The following is a 17,393-nucleotide window of genomic DNA, read 5'->3' as shown; positions in this document are numbered from 1 at the left end:
CCTACCAGGAAAGCGACCTCTGGTAGGAGTCATTAGCTATCGAAGCGGTTATGGCGAACTCCATCGCCTCATTCAATTAGCATTTATTGTAATGGAATAGAGGTTTCCGTGTCAATGGCACAATCCATTAGGAGCGGGACATTTAGTTAAGCCCAAAGCAGTATCGCTTATATTTGGAAAAAAACGCTTGACTTGGGCATGGACTTTTTTCAGGTGAGAAATTCAAGATGTCCATGGACGCAGGAAAGACATATATTTTATAGTTACAGTTGATAATGAGAATCAATATCATATTATTGAGGGGAAAATGATGTCAGCAAACACGTCCAATCCAAGTCTTACAGATTCCAAGACCGACGTTACACTCAAGGGGCGACCATGGGCTGCGACCCTGATTCTTACGGGCGGCGTTGCAGCGCTGGTGCTTGGCATAGCTTTATCGATATCGCTCGGAGCGGCCGATATTGATCTGAGAAATGTTTGGGAAGCGGTGTTCTTCTTTAATCCCGACGTGACGGAGCATCAGATCATACAGGAACTGCGCTTGCCGAGAGTCCTCGGCGGGGCGATGGTGGGCGCCTGCTTTGCCGTATCCGGCGCGATCATGCAGGGGATGACCCGCAATCCGCTCGCTGATTCCGGTTTGCTCGGATTAAATGCGGGAGCGGGTTTTGCCATTGCCCTCTGTTTTTCCTTTTTTCCGGGGCTGCCTTATATGTACCTGATTCTGTTCTCATTCCTTGGAGCAGGATTAGGTGCGGTTCTCGTGTATGGGGTCAGTTCCATGGCAAAAGGAGGCCTAACGCCGGTACGTCTCGTTCTTGCGGGTGCTGCCCTTAGTGCTTTGTTAAGTGCGCTTAGCGAAGGCATCGCATTGTATTTTCAGGTCGGACAGGACATGGCGTTCTGGTATGCCGGCGGAACCGCGGGGATTAAGTGGGTCCACCTAAAGATTATGCTGCCGTGGATCGTCGCTGCTATATTGGGAGCTATTGCATTGTCACGCTCTATTACCATGCTCAGCCTCGGCGATGAGATCGCCCGCGGGCTCGGGCAGCGAACGGGTCTCGTCAAGCTGGCCGGAACGGTGATCGTGCTGGTGCTGGCAGGGGCTGCCGTCTCGGTTGTCGGTGCGGTAGGCTTTGTCGGTCTCATGATTCCGCACGTCACCCGCAAGCTGGTTGGTGTGGATTACCGCCTCATCATTCCTTGCTCGGCCGTTCTGGGGAGCTTGCTGGTCGTCATTGCCGACTTAGCAGCAAGAATGGTGAACCCTCCTTACGAGACACCGGTGGGTGCGATCATCGCATTGATCGGGGTGCCCTTCTTCCTCTACTTGGCACGCAAAGAAAGGAGGGAGCTGTAATGGAGACCATCACGAATACCATGCATGGGCGAAAAGACAAGAAGCGCAAAATCATCACCCTGTCTGTGCTGGCTGCCCTGATCGTTCTAGTATTCCTAATCAGTATGAACACGGGGGTCATTCGTTTGTCGCCGCTTGAGGTCATAAAGACACTGTTTGGCGGCGGGACGGATAAGCAGGAGCTGGTGCTGTTCGAATTCCGCTTGCCGCGTATCGTCATCTCGCTGCTGATTGGGGCAGGCTTAGCGATATCGGGATGTGTGATGCAGGGAATATCCCGTAATGAGCTGGCGGATCCGGGTATCTTGGGGATTAATGCAGGTGCAGGCTTGATGGTGATGCTGTTCATTTCTTTTTTTCCAAGTACGACGGCGGCCCCTGTCTATCTACTGCCGGTGCTTGCATTGATTGGGGCGAGTTTAACTGCTGCATTAATATGCGTGCTGGCCTATAAGAAGAATCAGGGCTTTAAGCCGACGGGGCTGCTCTTAACAGGGATTGCCGTTGCGGCTGGCATTAGTGCGGCAATGATTGTGCTAACGCTGCGCTTGAGTCCGGAAAAATATCAGTTTGTTGCCACTTGGCTGGCGGGCAGCATTTGGGGTTCGAGCTGGAAGTTTGTATTGGCATTGCTCCCATGGATCCTTGTGCTTCTGCCCTTCGTCATGTATAAAGCGCAGGTGATGAACGTTCTCAATCTTGGAGAACCGATGGCGACCGGACTCGGTGCTTCCGTCACGAAGGAGCAGCTGAAGCTGTTGGCAGCGGCGGTTGGCTTGGCAGCCTCGTGCGTTGCGGTAAGCGGCGGAATTGGATTTGTCGGACTTATCGCACCCCACCTGTCCAGACGCTTGGTCGGTGCGAAGCATCAGCTGCTGCTGCCGGTAACGGCACTGGTTGGTGCACTGCTGGTTATCACGGCCGATACCCTTGGGCGTTGGATCATCCAACCATCTGAGATTCCGACGGGGATCGTGGTTGCGGTGATCGGTGCTCCTTATTTCCTGTACCTGTTATCCAGATCGAGGGCATAAAAGGATAAGTTCGTCACGGATCTAAATGGGGCAATTGTTAAAAAGAAAGGACTTGCTCATTTCAATAGCGGAATATCGGATTAAGGAGGTCCTTATGCTGCGTCGATTTTTTTCCTATTACAAGCCTTATAAAGGGCTGTTTATCCTGGATTTTTGCTGCGCTATCTTTGCGGCTTTACTTGAATTGATATTCCCGGTTGCCGTCAACCGCGTGATTGACGACTTGCTGCCAAGCGGCAACTGGAAGTGGATCTTATACGCTTGTCTGGGTCTACTCGGCATTTATGTTGTCAGTTCCTTCTTGCATTACGTCGTCACCTATTGGGGGCATAAACTCGGCATCAACATTGAGACGGATATGCGCAAAAAACTGTTTGATCGGGTTCAGAAGCAATCCTTCCGTTTTTTTGACAACAACAAGACGGGACATCTAGTCTCGCGGATGACAAACGATTTGATGGATATCGGAGAAATTGCCCACCACGGTCCGGAAGATCTGTTCATCGCCGTCATGACGCTTGCCGGAGCTTTGGGCATCATGCTCGGACTTAACTGGGAGCTCGCGGTGATGACGTTTGTGATTGTTCCATTGATGGTCTATCTATCGCTGTATTTCAGCGGGAAAATGTCGGCTGCGTTCAAGCGCATGTTCTCCGATATTGCCGATTACAACGCACGGGTGGAGAACAACGTCAGCGGTATCCGAGTGGTACAAGCCTTCTCGAATGAGGAGCATGAAATGGCTCGTTTCGCGGAGAACAACAACCGCTTCCGCTTAACGAAGCTGGTTGCTTACCGCATCATGGCTTGGAACTCTTCGATCAGCTTTATCCTGATGAAATTCATCTCCCTGTTCGTTTTGGTGTGCGGTACTTGGTTCGTAATCGAAGGGCGGATGACCAACGGGGAATTTATCGCTTTTGTCATGCTGTCCAACGTGTTCCTCGGGCCGATTAAACAGATCAATGCGGTGATTGAGATGTATCCGAAGGGAATCGCCGGTTTTAAGCGGTATTTGGAGCTGCTTGAGAGCGAACCGGACGTTGCGGATTCGCCGGGTGCCAAGCCAGTTAACCATTTGCGGGGAGACATTGCCTTTCACGGGATATCCTTCGGTTACGAGAACAAAGATCAAGTGCTGCAGGATGTTAATTTATCGATTCGAGCCGGTGAAACTGTTGCGCTTGTGGGTCCGTCCGGAGCGGGCAAGACCACCCTGTGTTCTCTGCTGCCGCGTTTCTATGATACTGCTGCTGGCCGGATTACGATTGACGGAATCGATATCCGGGACATGACGCTGCAATCCCTTCGTTCCCATATTGGCATCGTGCAGCAGGATGTATTCCTGTTTGATGGCAGCATTCGCGAAAACATTGCTTATGGCCGACTGGATGCTGCAGATAGCGACATTATGAAAGCCGTGAGCCGTGCCCAGCTTGAGGATCTGGTCGCTTCGCTTCCGGATGGGCTGGACACCTTAATTGGCGAGAGAGGCGTTAAGCTGTCCGGCGGACAGAAACAGCGCCTGTCGATCGCCCGGATGTTCCTCAAGAATCCGCCGATTCTTATTTTGGACGAAGCAACGTCTGCATTGGATGCGGAGACCGAAGCGGCGATTCAGCAGGCGCTGGCCGAACTGTCGGAGGGACGTACGACCCTGGTGATTGCACACCGACTAGCAACGATCAAGAATGCAGACCGCATTGTGGTTGTTGCAGACAAAGGTATCGCCGAACAAGGTATCCATGAAGATCTGCTCGCAGCGCATGGTATATACAGCCGATTGCATCGGGCTCAATTCGGTGCTTGATCCAAGCTTAAACTTTATGAGGAGGATGAAACTATGTTCACATCTAAATTTCGGGTAACTCTCTCCATGCTCATCCTATGTTCGTTCTTGATTTCCGCATGTGGCGGGAATGGAAATACCACCAACGAAGCGGGTTCTTCAGGCGAAACAGCTGCAGGCGCGGACAAGCCCCAGACTGAAGCCGCAGCTCCTATGACTAGAAAGGTGGATACGATTCATGGTCCGATCGAGTATCCCGCCGATCCACAGCGAATTGTAGTCGATGCATATTTACCTACCTTATTGCTGCTCGGAGAAAAGCCGGTCGGCGCGACAGCGACGGATCTCGAGAACGTCCATATCCAAGACAAGATTGAGGGCATAGAAAATACGGGGGAAAGCGCTCCGGAAAAGATAGTGGAACTGAACCCTGACCTGATTATCAGCGCTAACTCCGATCCGGAAGTTTTCGAGAAGCTGTCTAAAATCGCGCCGACGGTCATTTTGCCTTATGAAACCTATCGAAGCGTGCACGAAGAAGTAGAGGGATTGGGTGCTATTCTTGGCAAAGAAGTAGAAGCGAAGGAATGGCTCGCTGAATTTGATAAGAAAATAGAAGAACTGCGCGCGAAAGTGAATGGCGTTATTGAAGAGGGTGAAACTTTTTCCATCTTTGGCGCTTTCGGCAAAACCTTCTACCTGTACGGCGACGGCATTTATCGGGGAGGATTGGCAATATACAAGGAGCTTCAGTTAACGCCTCCGGCAACGATTCAAAAAGAATTGATTGATGCCAACGTGACTTACAAAGAGGTTTCCCTGGAAGTTCTGAATGATTATGCCGGCGACTACATCTTCTTTGATGAGTCTAACGGTGCCGAGATGGATAAGAAGGACAAGGTGTGGACTTCGATTGAGGCCGTCAAACAGGATCGCGTGTTTTATCTTGATGCCAAACGGTTCTGGCCGTTCGATCCGATTGCTGTCCTGGCCCAGGCGGAGGAAGTGACGGATATGATCGTCAGCCAAAAAGAGAAAGAGAATGCGAAATAACCACCGGTCTCGGTGCTTACGCATGGAATGGGCAGGAGGGCATTACATTTCTTTCATCCCTGAATTGATCTTATGGTTTGAAGACATAAAGTGAATATGAAAAGGGCAAGGTCCGTGATCACGGACCTTGCCCTTGCTATTTGTATCAAGAGTGCTTATAAATCATGTCAAGCGTGCATCTGTGGCTGTGGGCTCGTCCGAGACTTTCAGTTTATCATTCAGGATACTGTCCTCAAGCACGCTGAATTTGTCCCCGTATACCTTCGTGATATGTTTTTCCCCCCATGCACAGAGCATATCCAGAATTCCGCTCAAACTCATGCCGTACTCGCTCAGCTCATATTCCACTTTAGGCGGTACTTGATTATGAATAATCCGATTGATCACTCCATCGTCCTCCAGCTCCCGCAGCTGCTGCGTCAACATTTTTTGGGTGATGTGCGGCATGAGACGCTTCAGCTCATTGGTTCTTTTACGGCCATGGGTCAGATGGCAGAGGATCACGCATTTCCATTTGCCCCCGATCACTTCCAATGTCGCTTCGACGGCGATGTTGTATTTCTTCGTTTGCATATTCATCCTCCTATTCTTCATAGGCACTAAAAAGTACCTAGGGTACTGCCAGGTACCTACATTACAAAAAAGTACGTTCTTCACACAAGTAATGATATCACTCATAATAGCATTTGCCAGCTGGATTACACCATACGTCATATTTTTACAATATACAAGCAAGAGAATAGGATAGGGGGAAATAGGAACATCATGATTATAGATAAGAAAAGAAGTATGCTGGCGCTGCTGGCGCTTGCCGTCAGTGCCTTCGCCATCGGAACTACGGAATTTATCAGCGTAGGGCTACTGCCGTTGATTGCGGAGGATATGAACATATCCGTCACGACCGCCGGATTGACCGTTTCGATGTATGCGCTTGGCGTTACTTTCGGTGCGCCGATCCTAACGTCGCTGACATCAAGGATGTCCAGGAAGACTTTGCTGCTCTGGATTATGATCATTTTTATTATTGGTAACAGCTTGGCAGCGGGCGCATCTTCTATTGGTATCCTGCTAGCAGCACGTGTATTTTCGGCCTTTTCGCATGGCGTATTTATGTCGATCGGCTCGATCATTGCCGCAAGCGTAGTGCCTGAGAACCGCAGGGCATCCGCAATCTCCATAATGTTTACGGGACTGACGGTAGCGACGGTTACCGGGGTTCCGCTTGGTACGTTTATAGGTCAACAGTGGGGCTGGAGACTTGCTTTTGTCGCCATTGTCGTGGTCGGTATTGTTGCGCTGATCGCGAACAGTATCCTGGTCCCTTCGGACTTGCCTAAGGGAGAACGCACTTCATTCCGTGACCAGGCTAAATTGCTGACGAATGGAAGACTGCTGCTTATGCTCCTGATTACGGCCCTCGGTTATGGGGGGACCTTCGTCGTCTTCACTTATTTATCCCCATTGCTGCAGGATATAACAGGCTTCAAGGAAAATACGGTGGCCATCATCCTGCTAGTATACGGAATCGCCATTGCAGTCGGTAATGTGATCGGCGGGAAGGCAGCCAATCGCAACCCGCTTCGAGCATTATTCTATATGTTCATTGCCCAAGCGCTGGTGCTGATCACGCTTACGTTTACCGCACCGTTTCAAGTGGCCGGACTGATCACGATTATTCTCATGGGATTTTTGGCTTTCATGAATGTGCCGGGACTACAGGTTTATGTCGTCATGCTGGCTGAGCGGTTTGCACCGGGGGCTGTGAATATGGCTTCCGCGCTGAACATTGCCGCATTTAATGCCGGCATCGCCATTGGCGCTTTTCTGGGCGGCTTAATCACGAATTCCATGGGCCTGATTCATACGGCATGGATCGGGGCGCTGATGGTGCTCGGCGCGGTGGTTCTCACCGGATGGAGCTTGAAGCTGGAACGGAAGGAGAAGGATAAGCCGAGTAAGCAAGCGGCCTAAATGATCATTTTATGAAGGGAGGTGATGTCTAAGCGTATTATCGGAGATACTGCTGTATAGGCTAACTTTTTTACAACAAAAACAAAAAAATGTTCGGAGGTTTATCAACATGACAGCACAACACTTACAAGATACAACCACTTTATATAATGGAGTTAACATGCCTTGGTTTGGACTTGGCGTATTTAAAGTAGAAGAAGGACCGGAGCTGGTGAATGCCGTTCGCACGGCCATCCATCATGGATATCGGAGCATAGACACTGCCGCCATATACGGCAATGAAGAAGGCGTTGGACAAGGCATTCGCGAGGGCTTGGAAGCTGCCGGAATCAAGCGGGAAGATCTGTTTGTCACATCTAAAGTATGGAATGCCGATCTCGGTTATGAATCGACATTGAAGGCATACGATGAAAGTCTGCGAAAGCTGGGTCTGGAATATTTGGATTTGTACCTTATACACTGGCCGGTTGAAGGGAAATATATAGATGCGTGGAAGGCGTTAGAAACGTTGTACAAGGAAGGACGCGTTAAAGCCATTGGCGTGAGCAATTTCCAGATCCATCATCTGGAGCGTTTAATGAAGGAAACGGAAATTAAACCGATGGTGAACCAGGTGGAATATCATCCAAGACTAACGCAAAAAGAACTGCAGGCGTACTGCCAGGCGAATGGAATTCAGCTTGAAGCATGGTCTCCATTAATGCAAGGACAGCTGCTGGATCAAGAGGATCTTCAGCACATCGCAGAGAAGCATCATAAATCGATCGCGCAGATTATTCTTCGTTGGGATTTACAAAACGGCGTTGTCACGATTCCGAAATCGACCAAAGAACATCGGATCGCCGAGAATGCGAATATCTTTGATTTTGAATTGTCCGCTGAGGATATGCAGCGCATCGATAACTTGAATCAAAATCACAGGGTGGGACCGGATCCGGACAATTTTGATTTCTAAGGAATCTGCGTTTAAGTAAGGACAGAAGTTTAATGAATATTGTGGCTCTCCTGAACCTCGGGCGGTAACGACGGGAATCGGGAGGGTCATTCCTACATATCGGAAGGAGAGATGTTTAATGAATTTGGATCTGAAGGGAAAAGTCGCATTGGTAACAGGTTCAACGTCCGGCATCGGCAAAGCGATTGCCATGTCGCTTGCAGCCGAGGGAGCGTCCGTCATTATAAATGGAAGACATGAGGACAAAGTAAAACAGACGATCCATGATATTCACGCTGTGCATCCGGATGCCGAGCTGCGTATTGCCGTGGCGGATCTCGGAACGGAGGAGGGCTGTCATCAGGTCAGGGAAGCTGCTCCGGTCGTGGATATTCTGATCAATAATTTGGGGATATTTGAGCCTGCCGAATTTTTCGATATCCCTGATGCGGATTGGTTCAGGTTCTTCGAGACCAATATCATGAGCGGAGTTCGCTTAACCCGGCACTATTTGAAGAATATGATCAATCGCAATGAAGGTCGAATTATATTTATCGCGAGTGAAGCGGCCATCATGCCGTCCCAGGAGATGGCACATTACAGCGCAACCAAGACGATGCAGCTGTCCCTTTCCCGAAGCTTGGCTGAGCTGACGACAGGGACCCGCGTCACGGTGAATACCGTCATGCCTGGCTCCACGCTTACGGAAGGCGTTGAAACGATGCTGAATACGCTATATCCGGATGAGGATCTTTCGATCGAAGAAGCAGAGCAGCGGTTTATGAAGGAGAATCGGCCGACTTCCATCATTCAGCGATTGATTCGACCGGAGGAGATTGCGGATTTTGTTACTTATCTCAGCAGTCCCAAATCCTCGGCGATTAACGGTTCAGCGCTTCGAATCGACGGGGGCTTGGTACGAAGCGTATTCTAAGCAACCGAGGTGTTGTGAACGCTTTGTTAGGAACGGTATTTCTGCCTAAAGGATTTGGGTTTGAAGCCTGTATACCGAATAAAGCTGCGAATGAAATACGGAAAAGAACCGAATCCGGATTCTTCGGCAATGCGTCCGATCGGATCGTTGGTGTGGATCAATAGTCGCTTGGCTTGTTCGATCCGATGCCGTGTTAGAAATTCCAGGGGCGTACAGCCGAACGTTTTTTTCATGCAGATCGACAGATAGTTCTGGTGGAAGTGCATGGCCTCGGATAATCTCTGATAGCTAACCGGTTCTTTGTAATGTTGTCTCAAATAGTTGGCGGTTCGTTCGGCTATGGCATATTGAGGATTCTGATGCTGGATCCCGTCCTCTTCGGCTTGAAGCAGCAGGAGCAGCTCATGCAGCAGCTGCTCCTGTTTCCAGCGTGCCGCGGAAGAAGACGATGACTGAAGGTTCTGCAATTGCTCTAACAGGAGTTTCGCCTGCTCTATCGAAGGCAGCTCTCCATACTTGGGTATATAAAAAGAGAAACGCTCGATCTGCACATAAGGCTGATCGGTTTGCGATAAGGCAAAAAGGGTCAGCTCCTCTGTTTCAATCCAAGACCCTAGCGTCTGAAAATGCAGCCAATAAAAGTGGGTTTCCTCCTGACAGGGCTCAAATGTCCGGTGGGCTGCATCCGGTCTAAGAATAAAGTAGCAGCCGGCCTTCACCCTGTAAGCAGCTCCGTTCTCCTCCAGGAAAAGCGCCCCTTTTGTCACCAGAATCAGATCAAAGACCCCAATGTTATAGCGATCCGGATGTTTGTCTCCTACCTGATAGGTATCTTCTCCACAAATGATATAGTGGGGCAACGGCGGCGCCATCAACTGGAAGATCATCTGCGACCAGGCCTCCTCCTCAAAACGGACTTTTCTCTATGATAATCGCTTTGCCGGTCCGGATTCAATACGCCAGCATGTTGCAATCGGATAAAAAGATGTTGTTTCTGTGTATAGGGCACCGCCCGGGTAAGATGGTATATTTCTACCAGAGTGTGCACCTACAAGAACAGAAACAAGGAGTGTGGAAGTTGATGCTGCATGAGACTGCGTTTAACAGTTTGCCGCTTCGAGCGATTAAACCGGCCGGATGGCTAAAGAGTCAGTTGGAGATTCAAGCAAGCGGTTTTACCGGACATTTGGAAGAACAGTGGAAAGACGTAGGGGATGAGAACGGGTGGCTGGGCGGCCAGGGAGAGAGCTGGGAACGGGGACCTTATTATGTTGACGGTTTGCTACCGCTAGCCTATTTGCTCGAAGACGAGTCTTTGATTGCCAAAGCGAATCGCTGGATCGAGTGGTCGCTTGCGAGCCAGCAGGAGAATGGCTTGTTCGGTCCGAATCGCATAACCTCCGTCAATCAGGATATCGATAAGGAGCAGGACTGGTGGCATTACATGATCATGCTGAAAGTGATGATGCAGCATGAAGAAGCAACGGGCGATGAACGGATCATTCCTTTTCTGACGAAGTTTTTTACTTATGTCCATTCGGTTATCGAGGAACAGCCGCTGCGGGGCTGGGCCCAAACCAGGGGTGCGGAGATGCTGCTGTGCATCGTGTGGTTATATCGAAGTACGAAGCAACCTTTTCTGTTAGAGCTTGCCGATATCGTTGCCGGACAAACAACGGACTGGAGCGATATCTTTCATGATTTTCCGTTCTGGCGAAAGGTCGAAGAGTGGGATTGGACGACCCATGTCGTGAATGTAGCGATGGGAATTAAAACGCCGGGCGTATTGTTTGAATTGAGTGGCAATCCGGTGGAGCGGGAAAGCGTGCATCGGGGCATCGATTCCCTAATGACGTATCACGGTCAAGCGCATGGCATGTTCTCCGGAGACGAATGGTTATCCGGCACCCATCCGAGTCAAGGCGTAGAATTATGTGCCGTCGTGGAGTATATGTTCTCGATGGAGCAGCTGACGCGTATTTTCGGGGATGGACGTTTCGGGGATATTTTGGAGAAGGTCGCATTTAATGCGCTGCCCGCCGCCATCTCCCCGGATTGGACCTCGCATCAGTATGATCAGCAAGTCAACCAGATGATCTGCAATGTCGCTCCGCGGGCATGGAGCAACAGTCCGGATGCCAATGTCTTCGGTCTGGAGCCGAATTTCGGATGCTGCACGGCCAATATGCATCAGGGCTGGCCAAAGCTAACGTCGCACCTATGGATGAAGGATCAGGAGGACGGGCTTGTTGCCATTTCCTATGCCCCATGCACGGTGAGAACGACGGTCGGTCGTCAAGGCGTTCCGGCTGTCGTCGAGGTAACCGGGGAATATCCGTTCAAGGATCGCGTTCAGATCCATTTGTCGCTGGAATACGAGGCATCGTTTCCTCTATCGCTGCGCATCCCGGCCTGGTGCGACGATCCTGTCATAACTCTGAATGGGCGCGATTTGCCATTCCAGGTGCAGTCCGGTTATGCACGAATCGTACAGAACTGGCAGAACGGCGACCGATTGGATATTCATTTGCCGATGGAAGTGAAGACTGTTACGCGCAGCATGTACGCTACCAGCATTGAAAGAGGGCCGCTGGTGTATGTGCTGCCCGTGAAGGAGAACTGGCAGATGATCCGGCAGCGCGACATGTTCCACGATTGGGAGATTTACCCTGCATCTCCATGGAAATACGGCTTGGTCGCCGATACGTCATTCGAGGTGCTTGAGCAGGATATGGTCCGCCAGCCGTTCCTGGCAAAGGATGCACCTGTCAGGGTGAAGGTGAAAGGCCAGCTGATTCGGGATTGGAAGATGGAAGGCAACAACGCCGGAAACCCTCCGCTGCATCCGAACACGGACGGACAGCCCATTACGGAATTGGAGTTGGTTCCATACGGAAGCGCCAGGCTTCGGATCGGTGAGTTCCCTCTGATTGGAGAGCGGAAAAGAGCCGTTAAGAAATAAGTGAAAGTAAGCACGCTATAATCGTTTTATAATGTAGAATCCCCCTATTGAGGGGATTCTTATTCTTGTTTATCCGCCCGTCATCTTATTATGCTGTTGCTGATCGATGGGTTTATCCACTTGTTCCCACGGCTTACGGAGCAATAACCCCATGACGACCCCAAGAGCGGCCACAGTCATCACAACAAGGAATGTAAACGAGAACGCATCAGCCCAAGCATCGTCTTTCGGTATGGAATGAGAAGAGGCCGAAATACGGGTTGTCAACAATGTTGAGAAGACAGCCACGGCAAAGGAGCCCACAACTTGCTGTGAAGCATTGTTTAGGGATGTCACACGGTTGATTAATCCTTGCGGTGCAGCGTTCATAACGAAGGCGTTCAAAGACATAGCATATAATGCATGGCCGGATCCGGCTAAGGTCATGGCGACAAGGATGATTCCCGTTCCTCTGCCAAATGAATCCGTAAAGAGCAAGAATGCTCCCAGACCAAGAAGTGCAGTACCGATAATAACAAGCAGCTTTACACTACGAAACCGATCATACATACGTCCACCAATCTGCATGAGTACGATACTGGCAATAGCAGGTGATATCATGAGAAGCCCAGTATCAAAAGCATTAAGTCCTTTCACCTGCTGGAGATAAACGGGAACCAGAAAGAAGTTTCCATAGAATGCAGCGGCTGTTATCCATAGAATTAACATAGCACTTGTAAAAGACTTGGAGCGGAACACTCGCAACTCAAGGAGCGGCTCGCTACTTCCAAGTTCAATCAGGATGAATAGTAGAAACGCCGCAACACCAACCGCAAGGCCGATAATGGTCTGTATGGAGCCCCATCCGGCATCGCCCGCTTGATTCACGCCATAGACGAGGGCGGCAAAAGCGATTGGACCAAAAATCATTCCGAGTTTATCCAGCTTAGCTTGAGTCTGACTCTTCAGTTTAGGAAGATAGCGTAGTCCAAACCAGATTCCTAATAAGCCTACAGGTACATTCACCCAGAATAAAAAGGGCCAGCTAACGTTATCCACCAACCACCCGGCAAACACGGGTCCGATGGCTGGTGCAATAAGAATGGGAACGCCCAAGTACGATCCCATTACGGTTCCTACCTTATCAGGAGGACTGATCTGAAAGACAATGGCATAACCAATGGGCATGACTATGCCTCCTCCTAAACCTTGAAGTACACGAAATAGTATAAATTGCTCTGCGTTGACCGAGAGTGCGCACAGAATAGAGCAGATTGTAAAAATGAAGATTGCCAGGATAAACATGCGCCTGCTGCCAAAACGATCAGCCAGCCAGCCGGCTACCGGAATGATGGCCGCTTCGGCAAGAATATAACCCGTGGTCGCCCATTGCATGAAAGATAACGAGCTTTGAAAGGAATTCATTAGATTAGGAATGGCTACATTCATGGCTGTCATATTAAGTAGGACCATAAACATGCCAATGATGATAGCGAATAAGGGTGCGCGAATTTCTTTTATGGTAGTAATGGTGGTCGACATGTATTGTCTCCTCCTGTTATATTTTTTTGTTCGAAGTCACATCTCCGGATATGTGACCCCATTCAGAAAGAGAATCGCGCGATTCCAGGTGATACGTGATGCAGTATTCCAGTTTGCACCTTGATCACAGCTATGTGCCAAATTATAATGACTCTAAATCAACAATAACAGTAGGCAATATTTATTGATTAGATCATTTAATATAGACCAACTTACTTTACGTTAGGGTGGTGATGACTTGAGCGATCGTTCAGAGCATCGTGAGGATTATGAGGCATGTACGGAGGTTATCGGCGAGGTTTTAAAAATAGTGGCAGTGAAACGCGCGGTTCACGTAATCGGTGAACTGCATGATGGTCCCCAGCGGTTTAACCGCTTGCGTCGGAGTTTGGGCAATATCAGCACGCAATCATTGACAGTGATTCTGAGGCATCTGGAGCAAAACGGCATCATTAGCCGTCAGGTATTGCCGACTATGCCGGTTACCGTGGAGTATTCATTGACAGACCAAGGTAGAGAATTTGAAGAGGTCCTAAATGTGATACATGATTGGGGAGCATCTAGGAGAATGCATCGGACTCCTTTAGGAAAAGCAAGTTTCTCAGCAGAGAAATAGATAAACGAAACTCATGAAAACCGCGTTGATCGCGGTTTTTTTGTTGTACAGCTATGTGTTCAAGGTTAAGATAAGTGTTTACCAAGCTTTGGAAAACACATAATATGGAGTTATTGGAATATGGAGGTGATCGTATGAGAATAGACAAGAGCATATTTAATATCTCGGCATGGCTGGCTCTGTTTACCATCCTTGTGTTCCCAGGTAAAATATGGGCGGAGGGTGAGGGTGCACCCCGAATCGAATATGGATTTCCGTTTAGATTCTTTATCAAGTATTATCCGGATTACATGGATAGCAGTCCCTGGTTTATTAAGGGCGTTCACATTCAACTGCTGTCTTATTTTTTCAATGTATTGGTGATTTATTGGATACTGCACATGTTGTTGTCGCTAGGAAAAAGTATAAAAAAGAAAGAGTAATGGGATAAGCGATATGGAATGCGCTGGTGAGAAAGGGAAATTTGCCAAAGGAGATTTTCATGAAGATAAGAATGATAGTGGTCCTATTACTCGTATTTGTTATCCTGATAAATGGCAATGCTCAACGAGATTCGATGGATACGCCCCTATATGAAGGTAGAAGCCTCGTCATTGGTGTGATCGGAGAAACACCGCAAGTCAGGGAGAAGGGGCATGTGGGTTTTAAAGAAGTTACGTTTCAGCAGCTAGAGGATCTAGACCTTTCCGCGGAGCTGGACGCCATATTCATAACAAAAGAACATTTGATGGAAGCTTCTGAGCCTAAGTATACAGAAGTGTATAATAAGGCTGAAGTTCCCTTTTTCTATATTGAGTCTAAAAAATCTCATGTCCCCTTCACGGTCGAAGAATTGTCTTACGATGAGGTTCCGGATCTTTCAACGGATATGTATGCAACCGGTTATTACGGCAAGGATGCGGAGCATTGGGGTTACGGTTTATACAACGGTGTAATGAATGAGACCCATGTCCAGGCTGTTTATTCTCATATTTTCGCAACGATCGAGTCGTTGCATCATGACGGAGGAACGTAATTTGCGGGAAATCATTTGGTTGGAGAAAAGCGAGACGCTTGAGCTATTGTTGGAACATGAACCTGCAATTCAAGTCATCCCGTTAGAGTCCGGTCTGGAAGCAGAGGTGGCGAAGATCGTCACGCCATCGGCAGACTACGTACTAAAGGTTTGGAATAAAACGTCCAAACCCGACGTTCAAATGCAGTATCGAATATTGAATGCATTGTATTCGCATGGAAGGGCCGTATCGAAGCCTGTGGGCTGGGGGACAGACCGGAATAGCAATCCAGTAATGCTGACCAGTTACGACGGCACGCCCGTACAAATAGTCAATCAGTCTAAACTAGTAAAGCTTGCGAAAACGCTAATGGATATACATAAGCTGCCCCTGGATAGCCTGAACGGCTTCGGGCTGCCGAGGTATGATTTCGTCTCTTATTTTTATCCTCGAATGGATGAGTTCCCGGATATCCAACATCCATTGATGGAGCTTGTTGAGCGTGCACATATGAAACAAGAATGTATCATCCATGGCGATTATCACCTTGGCAATATTCTTGAGCATGAAAACAAACTGACCGTGATCGATTGGACGAATGTCCAAATGGGCGATCCCCGATATGATATCGCATGGTCGATTATCTTAATGTGGATATATGTAAGCGAGAAGCAAGCGTCCTTTTACCGTGTTGCATTTTGTGCCGAGAACCGTTACGAAGCCGCTGAGCTTGAGCTGTTTGAAGCCATTGCGTGTCTGCGCTGGGTTTTGCTTAGCAGAGTGGACCACCCTCCCATTAGAAAGGATACGATCGCTAGGGTAAGGTCGATATTGAAGAGCAACACGTATTTAAATATCAGGGCTCTTTAAGTTTGATCCCAAATGACCAGCCAGGTTCCCAAATGCAAGACAGAGATAGATTCGTGAAATATTACAGCTGTACACGGAGCCCCCTGAAGCCACCTTGCATAATGGTAAGGGGCTTTTTTCTATATTAGAAGCAGCGTGATAAGCCATCCAATCGCCCAAGAATGAGATAAGTTAGAGTTATGCAAAAAGTCGAGTACAATTCTCTTTTGAAGTTTTAAAAAATAGGGTTGACATAAGCATGTCCCTTCTTGTAATCTGTGATTGTAATCGTTTACGTAATCGATTACATAGCGGAATCATGACGTTTTGAGGTGAACAATGTTTGGCAAAAGCAACGATTAAACAAGTAGCAGCGGCAGCAGAAGTATCCACGGCAACCGTTTCAAGAGTGCTGAACGACAGCGATTATGTAAGCGATGAAATTAAAGAGCGAGTGATGGCGGCGGTGAACCAATTGAATTACCGTCCAAGCGCCATCGCCCGCAGTCTGAAGCAGGACCGGACCTATATGATCGGGGTTATTGTTCCTGATATTTCCAACCCTTATTTTATGGGGATCTCCAGAGGTATTGAGGACATTGTAGGCAAAGAAGGCTTTCAGCTTATATTCTGCAGCTCGGATGAGAATCCGGACAAGGAACGACGACTGCTTAAGCTTATGCAGGAAAAGCGCGTGGACGCCGTCGTACTGGCGACGTCGGGCGGCAATGATCCGGCGATCAAGCAGCTGGCGGATTCCAAAATGCCGATTGTTCTCGTAGACCGGAAGCCGGACTCGCCGGAAGCGGGTTTGACTCTCGATCTGGTAGCCGAGGACAACACCGAGGGCGCATCCCGCCTGACCCGGAAGCTGCTTGAGGATGGTCATACGGTTATTGGTGTAGTAAATGGACCGACGAGATCCAGCACAGGAAGGGAACGTCTTGAAGGTGTCCGGAAAGCAATGAAGGAATACGGTCTGAACGAGGAACCCATGGTGTACAATGGAGACTTTTCTACGGAGGATGGAATCCGCGCGATACAGCATTTTCTGGCAGGGGGAAGAAGGCCAACTGCGGTTATATCCCTGAATAACCGCATGAGTCTCGGTGTTTTGCTTGAGATTGTGCGTTGCGGTCTAAAGATTCCGGCCGATATGGCCGTAGCTTCTTTCGGTGAAGTAGAGGCTGGTCCATTACTCAAGGAATCGGGACTCTATTATATGGAGCAGCATCCCTATGACATGGGGATCAAAGCCGGCGAGATTCTTCTGCGTCGAATTCGCGATGAGGCCCCGCTGTCTGAACCTGAAATAGCGATTTACAGCAATGAAGTGAAACAGTTGGATTGATTCATATGCTGCCGCTCT

At 49.0% G+C, this 17,393-nt stretch carries 16 protein-coding genes and 1 riboswitch; of the genes, 13 read left to right on the top strand and 3 right to left on the bottom strand.

What is annotated here, in order from left to right:
• Positions 1-16: 16 nt before the first annotated feature.
• Positions 17-77: riboswitch (Fluoride riboswitch) on the bottom strand.
• A gap of 233 nt (positions 78-310) precedes the next feature.
• From MKX98_RS20150 to MKX98_RS20135, 4 genes are all read left to right on the top strand, one after another.
• Entirely contained in the window at positions 311-1,366 is a 1,056-nt protein-coding gene (locus MKX98_RS20150; RefSeq protein ID WP_339224531.1) for an iron ABC transporter permease, read from the top strand.
• On the top strand, positions 1,366-2,400 hold the full coding sequence (locus MKX98_RS20145) for an iron ABC transporter permease (protein ID WP_339218064.1): 1,035 nt from the start codon (positions 1,366-1,368) through the stop codon (positions 2,398-2,400). The genes MKX98_RS20150 and MKX98_RS20145 overlap by 1 nt, the downstream gene beginning before the upstream one ends.
• 94 nt (positions 2,401-2,494) lie before the next feature.
• Complete coding sequence (locus MKX98_RS20140) at positions 2,495-4,210, top strand: ABC transporter ATP-binding protein (protein ID WP_071220418.1); 1,716 nt, start codon at positions 2,495-2,497, stop codon at positions 4,208-4,210.
• Between the two features lie 33 nt (positions 4,211-4,243).
• Positions 4,244-5,242, top strand: a complete 999-nt coding sequence (locus MKX98_RS20135; RefSeq protein WP_339218063.1) for an ABC transporter substrate-binding protein — start codon at positions 4,244-4,246, stop codon at positions 5,240-5,242.
• Between the two features lie 162 nt (positions 5,243-5,404).
• On the opposite strand, the gene MKX98_RS20130 is transcribed toward MKX98_RS20135, so the two are convergent.
• Positions 5,405-5,815, bottom strand: coding sequence for a helix-turn-helix domain-containing protein (locus MKX98_RS20130; RefSeq protein ID WP_339218062.1), 411 nt, complete (start codon positions 5,813-5,815; stop codon positions 5,405-5,407).
• A gap of 192 nt (positions 5,816-6,007) precedes the next feature.
• Between MKX98_RS20130 and MKX98_RS20125 the strand changes: the two genes are divergently transcribed.
• The 3 genes from MKX98_RS20125 (at position 6,008) to MKX98_RS20115 (ending at position 9,081) form a co-directional block, all read left to right on the top strand.
• On the top strand, positions 6,008-7,213 hold the full coding sequence (locus tag MKX98_RS20125; protein ID WP_339218061.1) for an MFS transporter: 1,206 nt from the start codon (positions 6,008-6,010) through the stop codon (positions 7,211-7,213).
• Between the two features lie 109 nt (positions 7,214-7,322).
• Positions 7,323-8,168 carry an aldo/keto reductase gene (locus MKX98_RS20120; protein ID WP_339218060.1) on the top strand — a complete coding sequence of 282 codons (846 nt, stop codon included), beginning with the start codon at positions 7,323-7,325 and terminating at the stop codon, positions 8,166-8,168.
• 118 nt (positions 8,169-8,286) lie between these two features.
• On the top strand, positions 8,287-9,081 hold the full coding sequence (locus MKX98_RS20115) for an SDR family oxidoreductase (RefSeq protein WP_071220423.1): 795 nt from the start codon (positions 8,287-8,289) through the stop codon (positions 9,079-9,081).
• A gap of 26 nt (positions 9,082-9,107) precedes the next feature.
• Here the strand turns inward: MKX98_RS20115 and MKX98_RS20110 are convergent, their stop codons facing one another.
• Positions 9,108-9,968: an AraC family transcriptional regulator gene (locus tag MKX98_RS20110; protein ID WP_194543311.1), complete on the bottom strand. Its 861-nt coding sequence runs from the start codon at positions 9,966-9,968 to the stop codon at positions 9,108-9,110.
• 194 nt (positions 9,969-10,162) lie between these two features.
• Between MKX98_RS20110 and MKX98_RS20105 the strand changes: the two genes are divergently transcribed.
• Positions 10,163-12,043, top strand: coding sequence for a beta-L-arabinofuranosidase domain-containing protein (locus tag MKX98_RS20105; RefSeq protein WP_339218059.1), 1,881 nt, complete (start codon positions 10,163-10,165; stop codon positions 12,041-12,043).
• A gap of 69 nt (positions 12,044-12,112) precedes the next feature.
• Here MKX98_RS20105 and MKX98_RS20100 read toward each other — a convergent pair whose 3' ends face one another.
• Entirely contained in the window at positions 12,113-13,564 is a 1,452-nt protein-coding gene (locus MKX98_RS20100) for a DHA2 family efflux MFS transporter permease subunit (protein ID WP_339218058.1), read from the bottom strand.
• Positions 13,565-13,802: 238 nt separating this feature from the next.
• Here MKX98_RS20100 and MKX98_RS20095 point away from each other — a divergent pair, with 238 nt between their 5' ends.
• The 5 genes from MKX98_RS20095 to MKX98_RS20075 all read left to right on the top strand — a co-directional run bounded on the left by MKX98_RS20095 (position 13,803) and on the right by MKX98_RS20075 (position 17,375).
• Positions 13,803-14,180: a helix-turn-helix domain-containing protein gene (locus MKX98_RS20095; protein WP_194543308.1), complete on the top strand. Its 378-nt coding sequence runs from the start codon at positions 13,803-13,805 to the stop codon at positions 14,178-14,180.
• A gap of 134 nt (positions 14,181-14,314) precedes the next feature.
• On the top strand, positions 14,315-14,602 hold the full coding sequence (locus MKX98_RS20090; protein ID WP_220684783.1) for a hypothetical protein: 288 nt from the start codon (positions 14,315-14,317) through the stop codon (positions 14,600-14,602).
• A 26-nt stretch (positions 14,603-14,628) separates the two neighbouring features.
• On the top strand, positions 14,629-15,195 hold the full coding sequence (locus MKX98_RS20085; protein WP_339218057.1) for a hypothetical protein: 567 nt from the start codon (positions 14,629-14,631) through the stop codon (positions 15,193-15,195).
• A 1-nt stretch (position 15,196) separates the two neighbouring features.
• Positions 15,197-16,045 carry an aminoglycoside phosphotransferase family protein gene (locus MKX98_RS20080; protein WP_339218056.1) on the top strand — a complete coding sequence of 283 codons (849 nt, stop codon included), beginning with the start codon at positions 15,197-15,199 and terminating at the stop codon, positions 16,043-16,045.
• A 322-nt stretch (positions 16,046-16,367) separates the two neighbouring features.
• Positions 16,368-17,375 carry a LacI family DNA-binding transcriptional regulator gene (locus MKX98_RS20075; protein ID WP_339218055.1) on the top strand — a complete coding sequence of 336 codons (1,008 nt, stop codon included), beginning with the start codon at positions 16,368-16,370 and terminating at the stop codon, positions 17,373-17,375.
• The last annotated feature ends 18 nt before the right edge of the window (positions 17,376-17,393 follow it).

This window comes from Paenibacillus sp. FSL W7-1332 (assembly GCF_037969785.1).
GTDB lineage: Bacteria > Bacillota > Bacilli > Paenibacillales > Paenibacillaceae > Paenibacillus_AQ.
The sequence above is the reverse complement of the archived record's forward strand: the minus strand, read 5'-3'. Positions and strand labels throughout refer to the sequence as shown.

Excerpts from the sequence above, each read along its gene's own strand:
- MKX98_RS20150 (WP_339224531.1), top strand. The coding sequence starts at position 311 with ATGTCAGCAAACACGTCCAATCCAAGTCTTACAGATTCCAAGACCGAC.
- MKX98_RS20110 (WP_194543311.1), bottom strand. The coding sequence starts at position 9,968 with ATGATCTTCCAGTTGATGGCGCCGCCGTTGCCCCACTATATCATTTGT.
- MKX98_RS20130 (WP_339218062.1), bottom strand. The coding sequence starts at position 5,815 with ATGCAAACGAAGAAATACAACATCGCCGTCGAAGCGACATTGGAAGTG.
- MKX98_RS20090 (WP_220684783.1), top strand. The coding sequence starts at position 14,315 with ATGAGAATAGACAAGAGCATATTTAATATCTCGGCATGGCTGGCTCTG.
- MKX98_RS20125 (WP_339218061.1), top strand. The coding sequence starts at position 6,008 with ATGATTATAGATAAGAAAAGAAGTATGCTGGCGCTGCTGGCGCTTGCC.
- MKX98_RS20140 (WP_071220418.1), top strand. The coding sequence starts at position 2,495 with ATGCTGCGTCGATTTTTTTCCTATTACAAGCCTTATAAAGGGCTGTTT.
- MKX98_RS20135 (WP_339218063.1), top strand. The coding sequence starts at position 4,244 with ATGTTCACATCTAAATTTCGGGTAACTCTCTCCATGCTCATCCTATGT.
- MKX98_RS20105 (WP_339218059.1), top strand. The coding sequence starts at position 10,163 with ATGCTGCATGAGACTGCGTTTAACAGTTTGCCGCTTCGAGCGATTAAA.
- MKX98_RS20100 (WP_339218058.1), bottom strand. The coding sequence starts at position 13,564 with ATGTCGACCACCATTACTACCATAAAAGAAATTCGCGCACCCTTATTC.
- MKX98_RS20145 (WP_339218064.1), top strand. The coding sequence starts at position 1,366 with ATGGAGACCATCACGAATACCATGCATGGGCGAAAAGACAAGAAGCGC.
- MKX98_RS20120 (WP_339218060.1), top strand. The coding sequence starts at position 7,323 with ATGACAGCACAACACTTACAAGATACAACCACTTTATATAATGGAGTT.
- MKX98_RS20115 (WP_071220423.1), top strand. The coding sequence starts at position 8,287 with ATGAATTTGGATCTGAAGGGAAAAGTCGCATTGGTAACAGGTTCAACG.